Raw genomic sequence first — 17,020 nt, forward strand, 5'->3', positions numbered from 1 at the left:
TCGTTCCCTTCGGTGATCGCCTGGGGCGAGCTGTCGTCGCTCAGGCGAGGACGTCGAGTCCGGCGGTGCGGACGGTGGGCGTGTGGGCGGTGCCGGGTGCACGCGGGGTGAGCCGCGCCTCCAGGCCGGGGTCGACGCGTGGAGCCGCCGGGGCGGGCCGGTCGTCGTGGCCGGAGCGGGTGTCCGGCTGGTTCTGGGAGGACAGGTCGAGCGTCGTCGACAGGCCGGTGCCGGCCGCGTCGCGGCGGAGGTCGGGCAGCACCTGCCGCACTGCGTCGCGCCCCGCGTCGGAGGCGGCGAACAGCTCGACGTGCATGCCGTGCGCGGTGACGTGGGCCCGGACCGTGACGGGTCCGAGCGCGTCCGGCGTGAGCTGGACGGTCACGACGTGCTCGCCGGGACCCGCCTGCGCGAGCGTGAACACGGGTCGGCTGAGCTGCTGGGTGAGCGGTGCCGGTGCGTTCGCGGTGGCCGCTCCGGAGGGGGTCGCCGGCGCGACCGTGGACGTCGTGGGGAGCACGAACGGCGTCTCGCCGCCGCGCGGTGCGGTGACGGCCTGGAGGCCCGGATCACCCTGGCCGGACTGCCCCGCCTCGTTCCCGTGGCCGGGCTGGGTGCTGCTCCCCCGGATCGCCTCCGGCGTCGGGACCGCGGTGGTGGCGGCCGTGGTGGGAGCGGTGGCGGGGGGCGCGGCGGAGGTGGGAGCGGCGGCGACGATCGTGGCGGACTCGGCGCGGGTGCCGGCGGTGGCTGTGGCGGTGGCGGTCCCCGCGGCGGCGGTCCCCGCGGTGGCTGTGGCGGTGGCGGTCCCCGCGGTCGTAGTGGCGCTCCCCGGGGTCGCGCCGACGACGACGGGGCTCGTCGTCACGGCGGCGGTGCCGGTAGCCGCGGTGGCGGTCGCCCGAGCGGTCGTCGCGGTGCCCGGGGTCGTCGGGTTTATCGGGGTCGCGGGCGCCGACGGTGCGACGGTCCCGTTCACTGCGGTCGTGCCCGGTGCGACGTGCGCGGTGGTCGGGCTGGTGGCGTTCGGGGTCGCCGCGGTGCCCGTTCCTGCGGGTGCCACGAGCGCCCCGGTGACCACCGCAACAGTCGAAGTCGACCCGGTCCCCGAGCCCGTGCTCGTGCTCGTGTTGGTGCTCGTCGGAGCGGCGTCGGCGACCGTCGGTGTACCCGTGGTCGAGCCTGCGACGGCAGCGGTCAGCGTGCTCGGGGCGGGAGCGGTTTCCGCTGCCGGAGCCGGCACCGTGGGCACGACCGGCAGCGCGACCGCTGCCGGGAGCGGCACCGGCGCATCCGAGGCGGCCGTCGGCGCTGCCGCGTCCGTGGCGACCGTCGGTGCTGCCGAGCCCGCCTCGGCGTCCCCGGTGCCTCCGGCGGCGCCCCCGGCGGCGCCCCCACTCTCCGCACCCCCACGCGCACCTCGGTGAGATCGCACTTCGGCGGCCCGACCGGCCCCGGTTCCCGCCCGAACTGCGATCTCAGCGTCGCGGCGGTCGCGGGTGCGGGGGTCAGCGTCGCGGCGGTCGGCGTCGGGCGTGGTGGCGGCGACGAAGGCAGCGCCGAACGAGTCGGCGCTCCCGGTGGCGCGTGCGGCGGGCTTCGGTCCCGAGGCTCCCGGGGCGGCCGCGGGGCCCGGTGTGGCGATCGTCATGCTCATGCTGCGCTCCCGGAGTTCATCAGCGACAGGAGTGCCGCGGTCTGCAGATCGGTCCGACCCGCGCCCGACGCTGCGGCCGTCGCGGTGGTCGCCGACGCCTGGGCCGGGACGATGCGCCGGATGGTCGCGATGTCGGAGTCCTTGTACCAGTTGTCGACGATCCGGACGTCCTTGCCCGGGCGCGGCGCGTGCAGGACCTTGCCGTCGCCGACGTAGATGACGACGTGCCCCTCGCCCTTCGGGATGATGAGGTCACCCGGCTGCGCGTCCTTCAGGGAACCGACCGCGACGCCCATCTTCGCCTGGTCAGGCACGACCCGGGGCATGGTCACCCCGAGGTCCTTGAACACCGTCTGCACGAGTCCGGAGCAGTCCATCCCCGACGTGGTCGTGCCGCCGAAGACGTACGGCACGCCGAGGTACTTCTTCGCGTCCGCGACGACGTCCGAGCCGGTGGCACCACTGCCGGTCGCGAGGGTGCCCGACCCGGCGTCGACCGAGGTGGCCGTCGACACCGGTGTGCCCGCGGCAGTTCCGGTGCCGGTCGCGGTGGCGAGGGCGTCGGCGAACGCGCTCGAGGACGAGGCGTCGGTCGCGGCGGACGATCCCGCCGAGGACGACGAGGACGCCGCGGACGCCGCGGACGCCACCGTGGCGGTCGTCCCGGTACGCAGGGCGTCGATTTGGTTCCGGATCTCGGAGATCCGCGAGAGCACGGCGTCCACGCTCATCGGGCACCACCTTCCGTGCGGCGCCTGGCCGCGATCTCGTCGAGGGCGTTCTGCTCGGTGCGGAGCTCCTCGGCGGTCTGCTGTTCCACGTGCTGGGCCTCGAGCTTCTCGAGGCCCAGGGCCGAGCGGCGTGCGCCGTTGTAGGTGTCCTGCGCCTGGTCCGCGTCGGCCCGTCGGTTCCGGACGACGGCGTCGAGCTCCTCGAGCATCCCCCGGGTCGCGGCGCGCGCGGCGGCCACGGCGCTGAGGGTCGCGGCGTCCTGGATCGGCTGCGACCCCTCGGTGTCGGCCAGGTTCCGGCGCGCGGCGATCCGGGCGTCCGCGGCGTCCCGCACCCGCTCGTTCGCGGTGGCGAGGGCGGCGGCGGCACGGTCCTGTTCGGCGTGCCGGAGGCGGAGGAGTCCGGCGAGCGGGAAGCGGCGGGCCATCAGGCAGCACCCCCGAGGACCTGCACGAGGGCGTCGAGCGCACGCCAGGAGGACGCGGCGGTGGCGCGCTCGTCCATGCCCTGTCGGAGGAACCGGTCGATGGCGTCCTGGTGGTCGACGGCGGCGTCCACGAGCGGGTTCGTGCCGCGCTGGTAGGCGCCGACGTCGAGCAGGTCCTGGGCGGCCTTGCGGGCGGCCATGACCTTCCGGAGCGTCGTCGCGGCACCGCGCTGCGACGACGTCGTGACCTTCGACGCGACGCGGGAGATCGAGCCGAGCGCGTCGACGGACGGGAAGTGCCCGGTGACGGCGAGCTTCCGGTCGAGCACGACGTGCCCGTCGAGGATGCTCCGGGCGGCGTCGGCGATCGGCTCGTTGTGGTCGTCGCCGTCGACGAGCACCGTGTAGATCCCGGTGATGCTGCCGACCCGGTCGGTCCCGGCACGTTCGAGCAGCCCGGCGAGCACCGAGAACGTCGACGGCGGGTAGCCCCGGGTGGCCGGCGGTTCGCCGACGGAGAGGCCGATCTCACGCTGGGCCATCGCAACGCGGGTCAGCGAGTCCATCATCAGCACGACGTCCTGGCCGGCGTCGCGGAACGACTCGGCGATCCGGGTCGCGACGAACGCGGCACGGAGGCGCATCAGCGCCGGCTCGTCGGACGTCGAGACGACGACGATCGAGCGGGCGAGGCCCTCGGGCCCGAGGTCGTCCTCGAGGAACTCGCGCACCTCGCGGCCGCGCTCCCCCACCAGGGCGATCACGTTGACGGCGGCGTCGCTCCCCCGCGCCACCATCGACAGCAGTGAGGACTTCCCGACACCGGAGCCGGCGAACAGGCCCATGCGCTGCCCGCGGCCGACGGTGGTGAGGGTGTCGAGCACCCGGACCCCGAGCTGCAGGGGCATGTCGATGCGGGTGCGCGCCATCGCGTTCGGCGTCTCGTGGTCGAGCGGCACCCAGTCGTCGGCGTCGAGCGGGCCGCGGTCGTCGATCGGCCGCCCGAGCCCGTCGAGCACCCGTCCGAACAGGCCGGTGCCGGTCGGCACGAGCACGGGGCGACCGGTGGGCCGCGCGGGCGTGCCGGCGGTCACGCCCGTCAGGCGCCCGAGCGGCATGCAGCGGACGCCGGTCACGTCGGTGGCGACGACCTCGACCGCGGTCTGCGGACCGTCGTCGGCCCCGACCGTGACGACCTCGCCCACACGGGCGTCGAGGCCGGCGATCGTGAGGCCGAGTCCCACGGCGCTCGTGATGACGCCGACACGCTGCGGAGCAGCCTGCCGGAGGGCGTCGTCGAGCCCGCGGGGGCGCAGGAGCGTGGCGGTCACGAGGCGACCCCCAGCGCGGTCCGCGCGCGGTCGAGCGCCGTGTCGATGCGGGCGTCGAGCATGCCGTCCGGCAGGTCGACGACGGCGTCCCCGTCGCGGAGCGACGGGTCGGCGACGACCGGCACGGGCAGGTCGAGGCCCGCGACCCGGGCCGCGTCGGCGACGCTCAGGCGGATCGCGGTGGCGAGGGTCCGGTCGATGGTGGCGAGTGCGCGCTCGACGGTCGCCTCCGCGCCGGACGCACCCCGCGCCTCCAGGCCGTCGGTGGGTGCGGCAGTCTGCCTGGAGGCGCGGATCGCGTACCCGACGACGGCTTCGGCCAGGTCGATGGCGGCGGCCGCGACGGACTGCTCCGCGGCGTCCAGGACCGGCGTCACCTGCGAGAGCATCGCGTTCGTCGCGGCGTCGAGCACCGCGATGCGGCGGGCGGTGTCGGCCCGCATCGACGCGATCTGCGCGGTGTGCTCGGCCTCGAGCCGGGCGCGGAGCGCGTCGGTCTCGGCCTGCGCGGCGCGGAGACCGGCGGCGTACCCGGCGGCGTGCCCGCGGACGTCGGCGCTGGCGGCGCGGTCGCGGCCGGCCGCGTCCCCGATGACGGGGAACGCGACGCGCTGGACGGTCGGGGTCGCGGTGTCAGTCAACGAGCTCGTCCTCCTCGGCACGGTGGACGGTAATGACGCCCTGGGCCTCGAGCTCGCGGACGGAGCGGACCACCTCGGCGCGCGCCTCCTCGACCTGCGAGACCCGGACGGGGCCCATGGCCTGCAGCTCGTCGTCGAGGAGCTCGCGGTTGCGCTCCGAGACGTTCGCACGGATGGTCTCGACGACCGGTGCCGCGGCGCCCTTCATGGCGGTCGCGAGGAGCTTCGAGTCGATGCCGCGGAGCACCTGCTGGATGTCGCGCGACTCGAGCTTGACGATGTCCTCGAACGTGAGCATCCGCGAGCGGATGTCCTCGGCGAGCTCGGGGTCGCGCGCCTCGAGGCCGTCGAGCACGGCCTTCTCGGTCGCGACGTCGGAGCGGTTGATGATCTCGACGAGGGGCTGGATGCCGCCGACGACCTCGATGCTCTCGCGCGGCGACACGACGGCACCGGCGCGCTGGCGGAGGACGCCGGCGACGATCCCGACGGCCTCGGGCGTGGCGGTGCCCATCGTCGCGAACGCCTGCGCGACGTCGGTGCGGACGCGCTCGTCGACGCCCGCGAGCACGGCACTGGCCTGGGCGGGCCCCAGGTGCGCGAGCACGAGGGCGATGGTCTGCGGGAGTTCGCCCTCGAGGAGCGTGATGACCTGACCGGGTTCGGCGTCGTCGAGGAAGTCGAACGACTGCCCGGCGAGGTTCGAGGCGAGGCGGTCCATCACGCCGGCGGCGCGCTCGGCCCCGAACGAGGCCTCGAGCAGCCCGAGGGCGGTGTCCTTGCCGCCGCGCTTCTGCCGGCGACCGCTGAGGGTCATCCGGTGGAACTCGGTGAGGGTGCGGTCGACGACGGTGTCCTCGACGCGGCGCATCCGAACGATCTCGGCGGAGATCTCCTCGGCCTCGATCTCGGTGAACTGCTTCATCACCTCGGCGGCGCGCTCGGTCTCCATCTGCATGAGGATGAGCGCGACCTTCTGCGCGCCGCTCAGCGGACGGTCGTTCGCACCGCCGGTCGCTCCGGTCCCGCCGCCGGCGCCCGGCACCAGGACGCTCACACCGGTGCCCGGTCGTCGAGGAGCCCGCGGAGGAGCTCGGCCGTGCGCTTCGGGTCCCGCTCGGCGAGGGCGGAGATCTCCTGGCGCCGGCGCTCGGCGCTGATCTCCTCGGTGGTGAGGATCTCGGTCGGCGCGTCGTCGTGCGGGATGCTCGGGAGCGCCACGGTCGGGGCGTCCCCGGCCGACAGGGTGCCCCGGTCGTCCGCACCGTCGACGGCGAGCGGCAGCTGGAAGGTCTCTCCCGCGAAGGCGTCGAGCTCGCCGAGGTCGACAGCCTCGCGCTCCTGCTTCCGACCGCGGCGGACCAGGAAGACCATGACCGCGATGAGGGCGAGCAGGGCGCCGAGGACGATGCCGGCGGTGCGGATCGCCGACCACAGGGCCGCCTGCTGGTCGGCCTTCTCCTGCGCCGCGAGGGCCTTGTCCGCCCGGTCGGCGGCAGTCGTGTCGAAGTCCATCATCGCGACGCGGACCTGGTCGCCCCGGGCCGTGTCGACACCGGCCGCCGCGGACACCAGGTCGTTGATGCTCTGCAGGTTGGCGTTCTGCACGGCGCTGGCCTTCGAGTTGAGCGCGACCGAGATCGTCTGGCGGTCGAGGCCGCCCGCCGGGAGCTGCGTCGTCTCGGTGGTGTGGTCGACGGCGTTGTTCTTCGTCGCCGATTCGTTCTTGTAGCCGTCGTCGGCGGAGCCCGAGGTGCTGCCGCTCGCCGTGCCGTTCGGCACCGCGATGTTGTCCGGGCCGAGCACGCCGGTGGCGCCCTTGCCGCCCGCGCCGGAACCGGCGCCGTACTGCTCGGTGGTCGACGACTCGTTGAGTGCGACCGGGCCCGTCGTCGGCGTCGTGTACGACTCGGACGTGCGGGTGCCGGAGTTCTGGTTCATCGTGCCGGCCACCACGACGGTGGCGTTGCCGGCGCCGAGCGTGGTGTCGAGGAGGTCCTGGATCTTCTTGCTCGTCGCGGCGTCGTAGTCGGCGGCCTGGTCGGTGCCGCTGCCGGTCGCGCCGGTGCCGACGGCCGAGAGGGTCTGGCCCTTCGAGTCGACGACCGAGACGTCGGTCGGCTGCATGCCCTCGACAGCTGCGCTCGTCAGGTGCACGATCGCCTGGACCTGGTCGGTGGAGAGTTCGGCGCCGTTCTTCGTGGCGACGAACACCGACGCCGTCGGGTCCTTCTCCTTCGAGACGAACACGGTCTTCTCCGGGATCGCCAGCTGCACCGTCGCGGTCTGCACGCCGTCCATCGCGCTGATGGTCTTGGCGAGCTCGCCCTCCATCGCGCGCTTGTACGTCACGTCCTGCTGGAACTCGGAGCTCGTCACGCCCATCTTGTCGAGCAGCGAGTAGCCGCCCTCGTTCGACGACGGAAGGCCGTTCGACGCCGCCTTGAGCCGCTCCGAGTACACCTGCGCCTGCGGCACGAGGATCGTCGCGCCGCCGTCGGTCAGCTGGTAGGGCACACCGTCGGTCTGCAGCTGGTCCGTGATCGAGCTCGCGTCCGTGGCGGCGAGGCCGGTGAACAGCGGCGCGTACGACGCCTTGCCGAGCCAGCTCGCGAGGGCGATGCCGCCGAGCACGAGCGCAGCGATGACGAGGATCGCGATGGTCCGCTGGGCGGCGCTGAACCCCTTGACGTAGGCGGCGAGACGTCCGAAGAGGTCCTTGACGGCGACGGGCATCAGGCCTGCATCCTCATGATCTCGTTGAAGGCGTCGACGCCCTTGTTGCGGACGGCGGAGACGAGTTCGAGCGTGACCTGCGCGCGGGTGGCGGCGATCGTGGCGTCGTGGATGTCGTCGAGGTTGCCGGTGACGGCCTTGAGCGCGAGGGTCTTCGAATCGCCCTGCAGCTGCTGCAGCCCGTCCACGGCGTTGCCGAGGGACGCGGCGAAGCCGGTGCCGTCCGTGCCGGTCGCACTCGTCGCACTCGTCCCGACGTCGCTCGACGTCCCGGACACCGAGGTGATCGCGTTCGTCATCGCGTTGGTGGTCACACCGTTGACGGCGTCGATGGGCATCAGTTCTTCCCGATCTGCAGTGCCGCCTCGTAGGCGGTCTTGGCACGGTCGACCACGGCGGCGTTCGCCTGGTAGCCGCGCTGGGCCATGATGAGGTCCGCCATCTGCGTCCCGAGGTCGATGTCCGGCATCCGGACGTAGCCTTCGGCGTTCGCGAGCGGGTTGTCCGGGTCGTAGGTGACCCGGCCGGCGGCGCTGCCGAACGCGGCGCCCTTGACGTACGCACCGGAGACGCCGTTGCCCTCCTGGACCTCGACGTAGCGGGCCTGGAAGGCGGTGTCGTCCATCGACTTCACCGTGTTCGCGTTGGCGATGTTGTCGGAGACCGCGTCGAGCCACTTGCGGTGCACGGTCATGCCGGTGCTCGCGATGCCGATCGCGTCGAAGGTCGTCACGAGCTGGTCCGCATCGCCGCACGGACGCTGGTGAGCTCGGAGTTCATCGCCTGCGTGGCGAACTGGTACCGGAGCACGGTGTCGACGTTGGAGAGCGTCTCCTCGTCGAGGTTGACGTTGTTGCCGTTGGTGTTCGTCGGCTCGAGGCTCCGCGCGATCGTCGGCGCGGTGCTGCCGTTCCCGTCGACGATCGACTTCGCGAGGGCGTCCTCGAACTGGACCTTCTCGGCGTGGTAGTTCGGCGTGTTGATGTTCGCGACGTTGTTCGCGATCACGCGCTGGCGCATGGAGAGACCGTCGAGCGCGCTCTGCAGCGCTGCTGACGTCACGGAATCGAACACGGCGGATCGTCCCCTCGTGGCGCGACATCGTGCGTCGATGTCGCCGATTGGCGGTGGCCGATCCGTGGCCGAACTGGTGAGCGATCCGTGCTCAGGTGGTGCTGTCGGCCGGGGCGTGGGGCACGTTAGGCGTCGCCCCGAACGGGGGGCGGGTGCGGGGTGGAGCGGGCGCGGTGGAGGCGGGGAGCGGGTGGGGCGGCGGCGGTGCGCGGTCGCCGGGGGTGCCGCTCGGTCGTTCCTGGGTGCCGCCGTCGAAACATGTACACGCATCCGGTGCGTCCGCATTGTTCGACAAACCACGAGTCGATCGACGGGTGCTTCGTCGAAACATGTACACGCATCCGGTGCATGCGCATTGTTCGACAAACCACGAGTCGATCGCCGGGTGTTTTGTCGAAAGATGCGCGGGCAAGAACCGACCGGAAGGGCCCGGCGCAACGCCCCGTCGCGCGTCAGGCGGACGCGTCGAGGTACACGGACCCCCGGGGCTCCCGCGTCGCGTCGACCGCACGGAGCGCCCCCATCTGCGACGCCACCGAGCGACGGCTCGCCTCGAGCGCCGCCAGAGCGTCCCGCTGCGCGGCCAGCAGCCTGGAGGCGCGCCCCACCAGCTCGCGCGGGATCGGACCCAGCCCCGCCGGCTCCGACCACCCGGCCACGGCACCGGGATCGGCCGTCTGCCCGGCCGCGTCCTGCTCCAGGGAGGTGAGCACGGCCTCCCAGGCGGCGCTCCCGTCAGCCTGCGACGGCGACCCGGCCTGCTCAGGCGACACCGAGCGCACCGCCCGTCGGCTGCTGCCCCACGGTGGTCGCCGGCAGCGCCGCAGCGGCCTCGTGCCAGGACTGTCGGAGCGGCTCGAGGATGCGGATGCAGTCCCGGGTCGCCTGCACGTCACGGTGCACGTTCGCGGTGATGAGCGACGTCGAGGCGTAGTTGTAGATCGCGAGGAGGCCCTCGCCACCGTCCCACACGTCGATGCGCAGCGTGGAGGACAGCTCGCCGACGATGGCCTGGGCGTGCAGGAGTTGCTCGCGGGCCGCCTCCCAGTCCGACGAGGTCTGGGCGGCCTCGGCACGGTGCAGGTCGAGCAGCAGCCGGTCGTACAGCATCGTGACGAGCTGGGCCGGGGTCGCAGAGAGCACGGCCTCGTTCGTGTACTGCGCGCGACGCTGGTCGGTGACCGTGCGGGGCTGCGCGGCCTGCCGGAAGGCGGCGGCCTGGAAGTCGAAGGCGTTCACGGTGGTTCCCGTCAGCTCGAGGTCGAGGCGAGCTGGCTCGCGAGCCAGCTCGACTGGGACTGGAGTTTGCTGAGGCTGGTCTCGAGCGAGGCGTAGAGCGTCTGCAGTGACGCGCGACGAGCGGCGAGTCGGTCGGTCCAGCTGTCGATCTGGGTGTTGAGGTCCTTCGCGACGGACTGCTGCCCGGTGATCGACGTGGTGATCGAGCCGTCGTACTTGTCCGACGCGGCGGTTGCGGCGGCGCCGACGTTGCCCGCGATGCCGGAGAGCATCGCCTGCGTGCCCTCGGGGTCGGTGGCGAGGGCCTTCTGGAAGGCGTCGGCGTCGAAGGTGAAGTCGCCGTCCTTCGTGATGACGATGCCGATGGAGGACGGCGACTTGCCGTTCACCGGCGCCGACATCGTGCTCGACAGCCGCTGGGTGACGTCCCGCGTCGTCGAGTCGCCCATCAGGACGCCGGCCGTGGTGCTCGTGGTCCCCGTGGTCGGGCTCGTGGTGCTGGTGACCGCGGTGTTGCTCGAGTAGTAGGCGGTGACCGCGTTCATCGCGTCCACCAACCCCGACGCCACGGCCTGCGCCTTGGTCGTGTCCTGCGTGACGCCGACCGTGACCGGGTCCGTCGAGGCCTTCGACACGGTGACGCTCAGGCCGGGGACGAGGTCGGTGAAGGTGTTCGTGGTGCTCGTCACGGTCTGCTCGGCGGCGGTCCCGGCCCAGAGCGTGACGCTGGCGTCCTTCGCCTCGGACACCGTGGCGGCGCCGACCTCGGTGAGGACGTTCGTGGCGGTGCCGGCGGTGACCTCGTCGGCGGTCCCCCGGTACACCTGGAACGCGCCGGCTGCTCCGGTCTTCGCCGAGGTGAGCTGCAGCCGGTAGAGCTTCGTGCCGTCCGCATCGGTGCCCGCGGCGACCTTCGTGGCGGTGACGCCGGCGGCGGACTTGTTGATCGTGGACACGGTGTCGTCGAGCGAGCCCGAGGCCGGCGTGACGGTCGTCGTCGTGCCGTCGGCCCCGACGAGGGTGATCGGCTGGGCGTCCGCCGACCAGGTCGACATCGCCGCGGTCACGCCGACCTGCGCGGAGGCGGTCGACCCGACCGTGAAGGTGATCGACCCCGCGGCCGCGTTCGCCCCGGTGACGGCGGTGACGCCGGACGACGAGCTCGTCGCGGTGAAGACGTCGAGCGAGGTGGCCTTCGCGGCGTCCTTCGCCTTGGCGGCGAGGGTCTGCACCAGCCCGTTGATCGTCTGCAGTGACGAGATGAACGAGTTGGTGCTGGTGAGCTTGTTCTTGAGGAGCGTCTGCGGGACGCCCTCGACACTCATCAGCGAGTTGATGAGGTCGGTCGTCTTGAGGCCGCTGACGAGCCCGTCGATCGCGAGGCTGCTGGCCGATGACACGGACGACATCGAGGGCTCCCTGCCGTCGGAGGTGGTTGTGGTCGGATGCGGGCGACGCCGCCGCCCGGGAGACCTGAACGATCCCGGACGGCGGCGTCAGGTGGTGCTTAGCGCAGGAGCGAGAGCACACCCTGCGTGCTCTGGTTCGCCTGCGCGAGCATCGACGTGCCGGCCTGGCTGAGGATGTTGTCGCGCGTGTACTTGACCATCTCCTCCGCCATGTCGACGTCGGTGATGCGCGAACCGGCAGCGGTGAGGTTCTCCTTGGCCACGTTCGTCACGTTGATGGCGTGGTCGAAGCGGTTCTGGATCGCACCGATGTTGGAGCGAGCGGTCGACACGTTCTTGATCTGCGTGTCGATCGCGGTGATCGCGGCCTGCGCGTCGGTGGCGTTGTCGAAGGTCAGCGCGCTGACCGCCGTCGCGACGGTGGCGACGTTCGCACCCGACAGGTCGACGTTGATCTGGCTGGACGCGCCCGCGTTCGCGCCGACCTGGAACACCAGCTTGCCGTCGCCCGCTGCGCCGGCAGTGCCGTCGAGCAGGTTGATGCCGTTGAAGTTCGTGGACTGCGAGATGCGGGTGAGCTCCTTGGACAGCTCGCCGACCTCGGTGGAGATCGCCGTGCGGGAGTCCGCGTTGTTGGAGTCGTTGCCAGCCTGGACGGCCAGGTCACGCATGCGCTGGAGGATCGAGTGGGTCTCGGTGAGGCCACCTTCAGCGGTCTGCACGACGGAGATGCCGTCCTGTGCGTTGCGGGCGGCGACCGTGAGGCCACCGACCTGGGACTTCAGCCCCTCGGAGATCGACAGACCGGCCGCGTCGTCGGCAGCACGGTTGATGCGGAGACCCGACGAGAGCTTCTCGAGGGACTTCGACAGGTCGTTCTGCGTCGAGTTGAGGTTCCGGTACGTGTTGAGTGCCGAGAGGTTGGTGTTGATGGACATACCCATGGTGGTTTCCTCCGTGAATGTGGGTCGTGCGTCTGCCCGTCCGTGGGCTGACATGGATGACTCTCGGCCGGTCGACCGGAGTCGTTAGGGGATCGACGGAAAAACCTCCGTCGACGGCTCAGCTCGCCGCCACCGCCGGGGTGGTGGCGTCGTGCACGGCCCGCGCGACGCCGGCTGCGGCGTTCGCGGCGACCCGCGCCAGGTAGGCGCTCCGGCGCGCGGCGGTGGTGCGCGAAGCCGGCTCGACGACCGTCTCCTCGTCCCCGTAGTGCGCGGCGAGGCCGTCGCGGAGCAGGCGCATCGCCTCGGAGCGCTGCTGCGACACGGCGGAGTGGGTGATCCCCAGCTCGGCGGCGACCTCGGTCACGGACCGGTCCCCGAAGTAGACGTTCTCGACGATGTGGCGCATCCGCTCCGGGAGGGCCTCGACGGCGGCGCGGAGGTAGCGGCGCTTCTCCGCCTCGAGCAGGTCCTCGCCCGGGAGCGGCACGTCGGCGGCGAGCGTGTCGTGCACCGTCTCGTCGAGCGCGGTCACGGTGCGGGCGGCGTCGGTCATCGCGTCGGTGGCGGTCTGACGGTCGACGCCCATCGCGTCGGCGATCTCCTGCACGCCGACCCGGCGGCCGAGCTTGGCGGACAGTGCTTCCTGGGTGGCGAGCGTCTCGCGGATGCGCTTCCGGGTCCCGCGGGACGCCCAGTCGGCGGAGCGCATGTCGTCGGCGATCGCGCCGTTGATCCGGGTGCGGGCGTAGGCGCCGAACGGGACGCCGAGGTCGGGGTCGAACGCCTCGGCAGCGGCGACGAGTGCGAGCGACCCGACGGCGGCGAGGTCGTCGCGGTCGAGGTGCGTCGCCCGTGCACGGACGTCGGCGACGATGTACCCCACGAGCGGGAGGTGCTCGACGATCATCGCGTTGCGTTCGTTGCGGTCCATGCTGATCCCCTGGTCGTCCGACATGCTGACCCGTCCGTGGGCGCGGCGAACGCCGGCCTCGGATGGCCGGTGTCTACGCCGAAGAACCACCCGGGTCCCTCCGGATGGTGCGTTCCGCGCCCCTGTGACGCGGTTGCGGGTCCGGGTCGAGCCGGTCTCGCGCTGCGGTTCGAATGTATCGGCTGGCAAAGCGCTGAACAGCTGCTCATCCGTCCCCAGTGCGGGGGTCCAAGCCGCGTTTTCCGGTCGGCATTTGGGGGGACACGGGGTCGGGAACGGTCGTTCTTGTCCCCCGTCTTGGGTCATTGCCTGGAGGCGCGGCTCCTGGCCGGTGGGCGCAGCCGCTGGTCCCGCACTTACGTCCGGCAACGACGGGCCGATAGGACCCGGTGTCCGCAGGATGACCGACACACCCACCACGGGAGGAGCTGATGAGCGTGAACGACCTGTCCGCAGTGCTCTGGCGCGAACGCGAACTGCTCGAGCTGCTCACCTTCAAGCTCGAGGAGGAACAGCTGCTGCTCGCCGCCGGACGCTCCCGCTGGGTGTCGCACGCCAGCCGCGAGGTCGAGCAGGTGCTCGAACGCCTCCGCAGCACCGGCCTCGAACGCGCCGCGTCGAGCGCCGAGGTCGCCGAGGAGTGGGGCGTGCCCGCCGACGCTCCCCTGCGCGAGGTCGTCGCTGCCGCACCGAACGGCCCCTGGGGCGAGATCCTCACCGCGCACCTCACCGCGATGGTCGAGCTGACCACGCAGATCGGCGCGCTCCGCGACCAGAACGACCGGTTCCTCCGCACCGCCGCCCAGGCGACCGAGGAGACGCTCGCCGGGTCCGTCACCGGCGCGGCCACCTACGACGCCAGCGGCTCCTCGGGCACAGGCCAGGACGGCGCCCGACTCTTCGAGGGGACCCTGTAGCACCGTGGTCAGCACCTTCGGATCCCTCGCCACCGCGTACTCCGGCCTGAGCGCCGCCCGCGCCGGCATCGACATCACCGGGCAGAACATCGCGAACGCCGGCACCGCCGGGTACACGAGGCAGCGTGTGACGCAGTCCTCGATCCCCGCCGCCCAGACCGGGTTCATGCGCGGCACCGCGGCCCTCGCCGGTCAGGGCGTGTCGGTGGACGGCATCGCCCGTCTCGCCTCCCTCACGCTCGACGCCGGCGTCCGTGTCGCCGCCGGTTCCTCGGCGTACGCCGACGCCCGCGCCACCGCACTCTCCGCCCTCGAGACCGGGCTGAACGAGCCCGGCGACGACGGCCTCGCCGCGAAGCTCGACGCGTTCTGGTCCTCGTGGAGCGAACTCTCGTCGCACCCGGACGACCCGGGCGCTGCGAGTGCCGTGATCGGCGCCGCGAAGACCCTCGCGAGCACGTTGGCGTCCGGCTCGAAAGCCGTCGACGCCCAGTGGTCGAGCACCCGGAGCACCGTCGCCGGGCAGGTCGGCCAGCTCAACGACGCGGCGTCCCAGGTCGCCGCGCTGAACGGCCGGATCCGCACCGCGCTCGCCTCCGGCGGGAACGCGAACGAGCTGATGGACCAGCGCGACCAGCTGACGCAGCAGATCGCCTCGCTCGCCGGCGGGACGGTCCGCTCGAACTCCGACGGCACCGTCGACGTGCTCATCGGCGGCAACGCCCTCGTGCAGGGCACCGACGCCCGCACCGTCGCGCTCGGCGGCGGCGAACGCCTCGCCGACGGCGCCCCGGTCACCCTGACCTGGACCTCCGGCACGGCCGGCGCGGTCGCGCTCTCCGGCGGGTCGATCGGCGGCGCGATCTCGCTCCTCGCCCCGGCCACCGCGAACGGCACCGGCGGCGCGTTCGCCGAGGCCTCGGCGTCCTACGACCAGGTCGCGACGAAGCTCGCCACCGCGGTGAACGCCGTGCACGCCACCGGCACCACGCCCTCCGGCACCACCGGGAACGCCTTCTTCGCCCTCGCGGCCGGCGTCCCCGCCGCCCAGGGCCTCAGCGTCGTCCCGACCGACGGCAGCGGCCTCGCGACGCGGAACGCGTCGGGGCAGCTCGACGACTCGTTCACGGACGCGCTCTCGCGGCTCGGCGCGGCGCCCGACGGTGCCGACCGCGCCTGGTCGGCCTTCGTGGCGGGGGTGGGCACCGCCTCCAGGTCCGCTGCGTCGGAATCGACGCTCACCGGACTCGCACTGACCAACGCGACCGCGCAGCAGCAGTCGAGCGCCGGTGTCGACCTCGACGAGGAGAACGTGAACCTGCTGAGCTACCAGCACGCGTACCAGGGCGCGGCGCGCGTCCTGACCGCCGTCGACGAGATGCTCGACACACTCATCAACCGCGTCGGACTCGTGGGGAGGGGCTGATCGTGATCACCCGTGTGACCACCCAGATGTCGATGGCGGCAGCGTCCGCACGACTGCAGGCCGGCGCGGCGAAGGTCGCGCAGCTCACCGAGCAGGCCACCACACTGCAGAACATCCAGCGGCCCTCCGACGACCCGGTCGGCACCGCGTCCTCGATGCAGGTGCGCAAGGAGCAGGCCGCAGCGGCCCAGTACACGCGGAACGCGAACGACGCCGTCGGCTGGCTCGCCACGACCGACAGCGCCCTGTCCAGCGTCTACTCGGTGCTCAACAGCGTGCGCGACCTCACCGTGCAGGCAGCGAACAGCGGCACGATGAGCGACACCGACCGGGACGCCTTCATCACCCAGTTCCAGTCGCTGAAGTCCGACCTCGAAGCACGAGCGAACACCACCTACGGCTCCCGCTCGGTGTTCGCCGGCTCCGCCACCTCCGGCGCCCCGTACGACCCCGCGACCGGCTGGTCCGCGTCCGGCACCGACGTCAACCGCCGCATCGGCGACGGCACCACCGTCCGGGTCGACACCTCCGGCGAGGCAGTGTTCGGCTCGGGCAGCACCTCCGTGTTCGGCATGATCGACTCCATCGTCAGCGACCTGCAGAACGGAGTGGACGTGAACGCGAAGATCGGCGACGTCGACGCGGCGCTCACCACCGTCCGCGGAGCACAGTCCGACGTCGGTGTCCGCCACGCCACCGCACTCGCCGCGCAGGACTCGCTGAAGACCGCCAGCGTCTCGCTCGAGAACCGCCGTGCCGGCATCGAGGACAAGGACCTCGCGAAGGCCGTCCTCGACCTGCAGGTGCAGCAGACCAACTACCAGGCAGCCCTCGCCGTCACCGCGAAGGTCCTGCAGCCGACCCTGATGGACTACCTCCGATGAGCATCGACCTGACCTTCGCCGTCCCGCCGTTCGGCCTGTCCCCCGCCGATTCGTTCCGCCTGACGCCGGTCGCCGGCGCAGAGGGCCTGTTCACGCTGGTGGGCGCGGACGAGCGGTTGTTCGTGCTCGACGCAGCCGTGCACCTGCCGTCGTACGCCCCGGAGCTGACGGACGAGCAGGCCGCAGGGCTGTCGCTGACCTCGCCGGACGAGGCGATGCTGCTCGTCGTCGCGAACCCCGGGGCGTCGGGCACGACGGTGAACCTGCTCGCGCCGATCGTCGTGAACGCGCGGACCTCGGTGGGCGCCCAGCTCATCCTGGAGGACCAGGACCTGCCGCTGCGGGCGGAGCTCGCCCGGCGCTGAGGCGGCCCGTCCGTCCGGGCCGCGGCGTGGCTGCCCCCCTACCCCTACCGACTCGTCCGTCCGGGCGGGCGCGGCGACGTCGAAACTTGCACACGCATACTTCGACATCCCACCAGTCGATCGACTGGTGCTTCGTCGATCGATGCACACGCAGTCGTTTCCCGTGCATCAATCGACATCCCACGAGTCGATCGGCGAGTGCTTTGTCGAATGATGCCTGCGCATCGAGCGACAGCATCCCTCCACAGCCGCAACGGACAACGCGCTTCTCCACGGAATCGTCCGGAGGCCCCCGCCGGAGGCT

20 protein-coding genes are annotated in these 17,020 nt (G+C 72.2%); 5 read left to right on the forward strand and 15 right to left on the reverse strand.

The window, feature by feature from the left end:
• Nucleotides 1-40: 40 nt before the first annotated feature.
• Nucleotides 41-1,063: a flagellar hook-length control protein FliK gene (locus BLT36_RS19135; protein WP_139166492.1), complete on the reverse strand. Its 1,023-nt coding sequence runs from the start codon at nt 1,061-1,063 to the stop codon at nt 41-43.
• A 10-nt stretch (nt 1,064-1,073) separates the two neighbouring features.
• Between BLT36_RS19135 and BLT36_RS19140 the strand changes: the two genes are divergently transcribed.
• On the forward strand, nt 1,074-1,427 hold the full coding sequence (locus BLT36_RS19140; RefSeq protein WP_139166493.1) for a hypothetical protein: 354 nt from the start codon (nt 1,074-1,076) through the stop codon (nt 1,425-1,427).
• 226 nt (nt 1,428-1,653) lie between these two features.
• On the opposite strand, the gene BLT36_RS16015 is transcribed toward BLT36_RS19140, so the two are convergent.
• From BLT36_RS16015 to BLT36_RS16080, 14 genes are all read right to left on the reverse strand, one after another.
• The gene (locus BLT36_RS16015; RefSeq protein ID WP_092096685.1) at nt 1,654-2,388 is read right to left on the reverse strand and encodes a C40 family peptidase; all 735 of its coding nucleotides are present in this window, start codon (nt 2,386-2,388) and stop codon (nt 1,654-1,656) included.
• Complete coding sequence (locus BLT36_RS16020) at nt 2,385-2,816, reverse strand: flagellar FliJ family protein (protein ID WP_092096687.1); 432 nt, start codon at nt 2,814-2,816, stop codon at nt 2,385-2,387. Before BLT36_RS16020 ends, BLT36_RS16015 begins: the two co-directional genes overlap by 4 nt.
• Nucleotides 2,816-4,147 carry a FliI/YscN family ATPase gene (locus tag BLT36_RS16025; protein ID WP_092096688.1) on the reverse strand — a complete coding sequence of 444 codons (1,332 nt, stop codon included), beginning with the start codon at nt 4,145-4,147 and terminating at the stop codon, nt 2,816-2,818. Before BLT36_RS16025 ends, BLT36_RS16020 begins: the two co-directional genes overlap by 1 nt.
• Nucleotides 4,144-4,788, reverse strand: a complete 645-nt coding sequence (locus tag BLT36_RS16030) for a FliH/SctL family protein (protein WP_092096690.1) — start codon at nt 4,786-4,788, stop codon at nt 4,144-4,146. Before BLT36_RS16030 ends, BLT36_RS16025 begins: the two co-directional genes overlap by 4 nt.
• Complete coding sequence (gene fliG / locus BLT36_RS16035; RefSeq protein ID WP_302847124.1) at nt 4,781-5,836, reverse strand: flagellar motor switch protein FliG; 1,056 nt, start codon at nt 5,834-5,836, stop codon at nt 4,781-4,783. Before fliG ends, BLT36_RS16030 begins: the two co-directional genes overlap by 8 nt.
• Nucleotides 5,837-5,841: 5 nt before the next feature.
• Nucleotides 5,842-7,524, reverse strand: coding sequence for a flagellar basal-body MS-ring/collar protein FliF (gene fliF / locus BLT36_RS16040; protein ID WP_092096693.1), 1,683 nt, complete (start codon nt 7,522-7,524; stop codon nt 5,842-5,844).
• Complete coding sequence (gene fliE / locus BLT36_RS16045; RefSeq protein WP_092096694.1) at nt 7,524-7,862, reverse strand: flagellar hook-basal body complex protein FliE; 339 nt, start codon at nt 7,860-7,862, stop codon at nt 7,524-7,526. The genes fliF and fliE overlap by 1 nt, the downstream gene beginning before the upstream one ends.
• The gene (locus tag BLT36_RS16050) at nt 7,862-8,257 is read right to left on the reverse strand and encodes a flagellar basal body rod protein FlgC (RefSeq protein WP_092096696.1); all 396 of its coding nucleotides are present in this window, start codon (nt 8,255-8,257) and stop codon (nt 7,862-7,864) included. Before BLT36_RS16050 ends, fliE begins: the two co-directional genes overlap by 1 nt.
• Nucleotides 8,254-8,598, reverse strand: coding sequence for a flagellar basal body rod protein FlgB (locus BLT36_RS16055; protein ID WP_092096697.1), 345 nt, complete (start codon nt 8,596-8,598; stop codon nt 8,254-8,256). Before BLT36_RS16055 ends, BLT36_RS16050 begins: the two co-directional genes overlap by 4 nt.
• Nucleotides 8,599-9,050: 452 nt before the next feature.
• Nucleotides 9,051-9,371, reverse strand: coding sequence for a hypothetical protein (locus tag BLT36_RS16060; RefSeq protein ID WP_139166494.1), 321 nt, complete (start codon nt 9,369-9,371; stop codon nt 9,051-9,053).
• Complete coding sequence (fliS, locus tag BLT36_RS16065; protein ID WP_092096700.1) at nt 9,361-9,837, reverse strand: flagellar export chaperone FliS; 477 nt, start codon at nt 9,835-9,837, stop codon at nt 9,361-9,363. Before fliS ends, BLT36_RS16060 begins: the two co-directional genes overlap by 11 nt.
• Nucleotides 9,838-9,848: 11 nt before the next feature.
• Nucleotides 9,849-11,246, reverse strand: a complete 1,398-nt coding sequence (fliD, locus tag BLT36_RS16070; protein WP_092096702.1) for a flagellar filament capping protein FliD — start codon at nt 11,244-11,246, stop codon at nt 9,849-9,851.
• Nucleotides 11,247-11,344: 98 nt separating this feature from the next.
• Complete coding sequence (locus tag BLT36_RS16075) at nt 11,345-12,190, reverse strand: flagellin N-terminal helical domain-containing protein (protein WP_217638325.1); 846 nt, start codon at nt 12,188-12,190, stop codon at nt 11,345-11,347.
• A 118-nt stretch (nt 12,191-12,308) separates the two neighbouring features.
• Nucleotides 12,309-13,124 (reverse strand): sigma-70 family RNA polymerase sigma factor, encoded by an 816-nt coding sequence (locus tag BLT36_RS16080; protein WP_092097272.1) that lies wholly within the window; start codon nt 13,122-13,124, stop codon nt 12,309-12,311.
• 431 nt (nt 13,125-13,555) lie between these two features.
• On the opposite strand from BLT36_RS16080, the gene BLT36_RS16085 reads away from it, so the two are divergent.
• The 4 genes from BLT36_RS16085 to fliW are packed head-to-tail and all read left to right on the forward strand — an operon-like array spanning nt 13,556 to nt 16,716.
• The gene (locus BLT36_RS16085) at nt 13,556-14,041 is read left to right on the forward strand and encodes a flagellar protein FlgN (protein ID WP_092096705.1); all 486 of its coding nucleotides are present in this window, start codon (nt 13,556-13,558) and stop codon (nt 14,039-14,041) included.
• A 4-nt stretch (nt 14,042-14,045) separates the two neighbouring features.
• Nucleotides 14,046-15,467, forward strand: coding sequence for a flagellar hook-associated protein FlgK (flgK, locus tag BLT36_RS16090; RefSeq protein ID WP_092096707.1), 1,422 nt, complete (start codon nt 14,046-14,048; stop codon nt 15,465-15,467).
• 2 nt (nt 15,468-15,469) lie between these two features.
• Nucleotides 15,470-16,351, forward strand: a complete 882-nt coding sequence (flgL, locus tag BLT36_RS16095) for a flagellar hook-associated protein FlgL (RefSeq protein ID WP_092096708.1) — start codon at nt 15,470-15,472, stop codon at nt 16,349-16,351.
• Entirely contained in the window at nt 16,348-16,716 is a 369-nt protein-coding gene (fliW, locus tag BLT36_RS16100; RefSeq protein ID WP_092096709.1) for a flagellar assembly protein FliW, read from the forward strand. Before flgL ends, fliW begins: the two co-directional genes overlap by 4 nt.
• Nucleotides 16,717-17,020 lie beyond the last annotated feature (304 nt).

The organism is Curtobacterium sp. UNCCL20, assembly GCF_900101675.1.
GTDB lineage: Bacteria > Actinomycetota > Actinomycetes > Actinomycetales > Microbacteriaceae > Curtobacterium.

Excerpts from the sequence above, each read along its gene's own strand:
- BLT36_RS16015 (WP_092096685.1), bottom strand. The coding sequence starts at position 2,388 with ATGAGCGTGGACGCCGTGCTCTCGCGGATCTCCGAGATCCGGAACCAA.
- BLT36_RS16020 (WP_092096687.1), bottom strand. The coding sequence starts at position 2,816 with ATGGCCCGCCGCTTCCCGCTCGCCGGACTCCTCCGCCTCCGGCACGCC.
- fliF (WP_092096693.1), bottom strand. The coding sequence starts at position 7,524 with ATGCCCGTCGCCGTCAAGGACCTCTTCGGACGTCTCGCCGCCTACGTC.
- fliE (WP_092096694.1), bottom strand. The coding sequence starts at position 7,862 with ATGCCCATCGACGCCGTCAACGGTGTGACCACCAACGCGATGACGAAC.
- fliD (WP_092096702.1), bottom strand. The coding sequence starts at position 11,246 with ATGTCGTCCGTGTCATCGGCCAGCAGCCTCGCGATCGACGGGCTCGTC.
- BLT36_RS16075 (WP_217638325.1), bottom strand. The coding sequence starts at position 12,190 with ATGGGTATGTCCATCAACACCAACCTCTCGGCACTCAACACGTACCGG.
- BLT36_RS16080 (WP_092097272.1), bottom strand. The coding sequence starts at position 13,124 with ATGGACCGCAACGAACGCAACGCGATGATCGTCGAGCACCTCCCGCTC.
- BLT36_RS16085 (WP_092096705.1), top strand. The coding sequence starts at position 13,556 with ATGAGCGTGAACGACCTGTCCGCAGTGCTCTGGCGCGAACGCGAACTG.
- fliW (WP_092096709.1), top strand. The coding sequence starts at position 16,348 with ATGAGCATCGACCTGACCTTCGCCGTCCCGCCGTTCGGCCTGTCCCCC.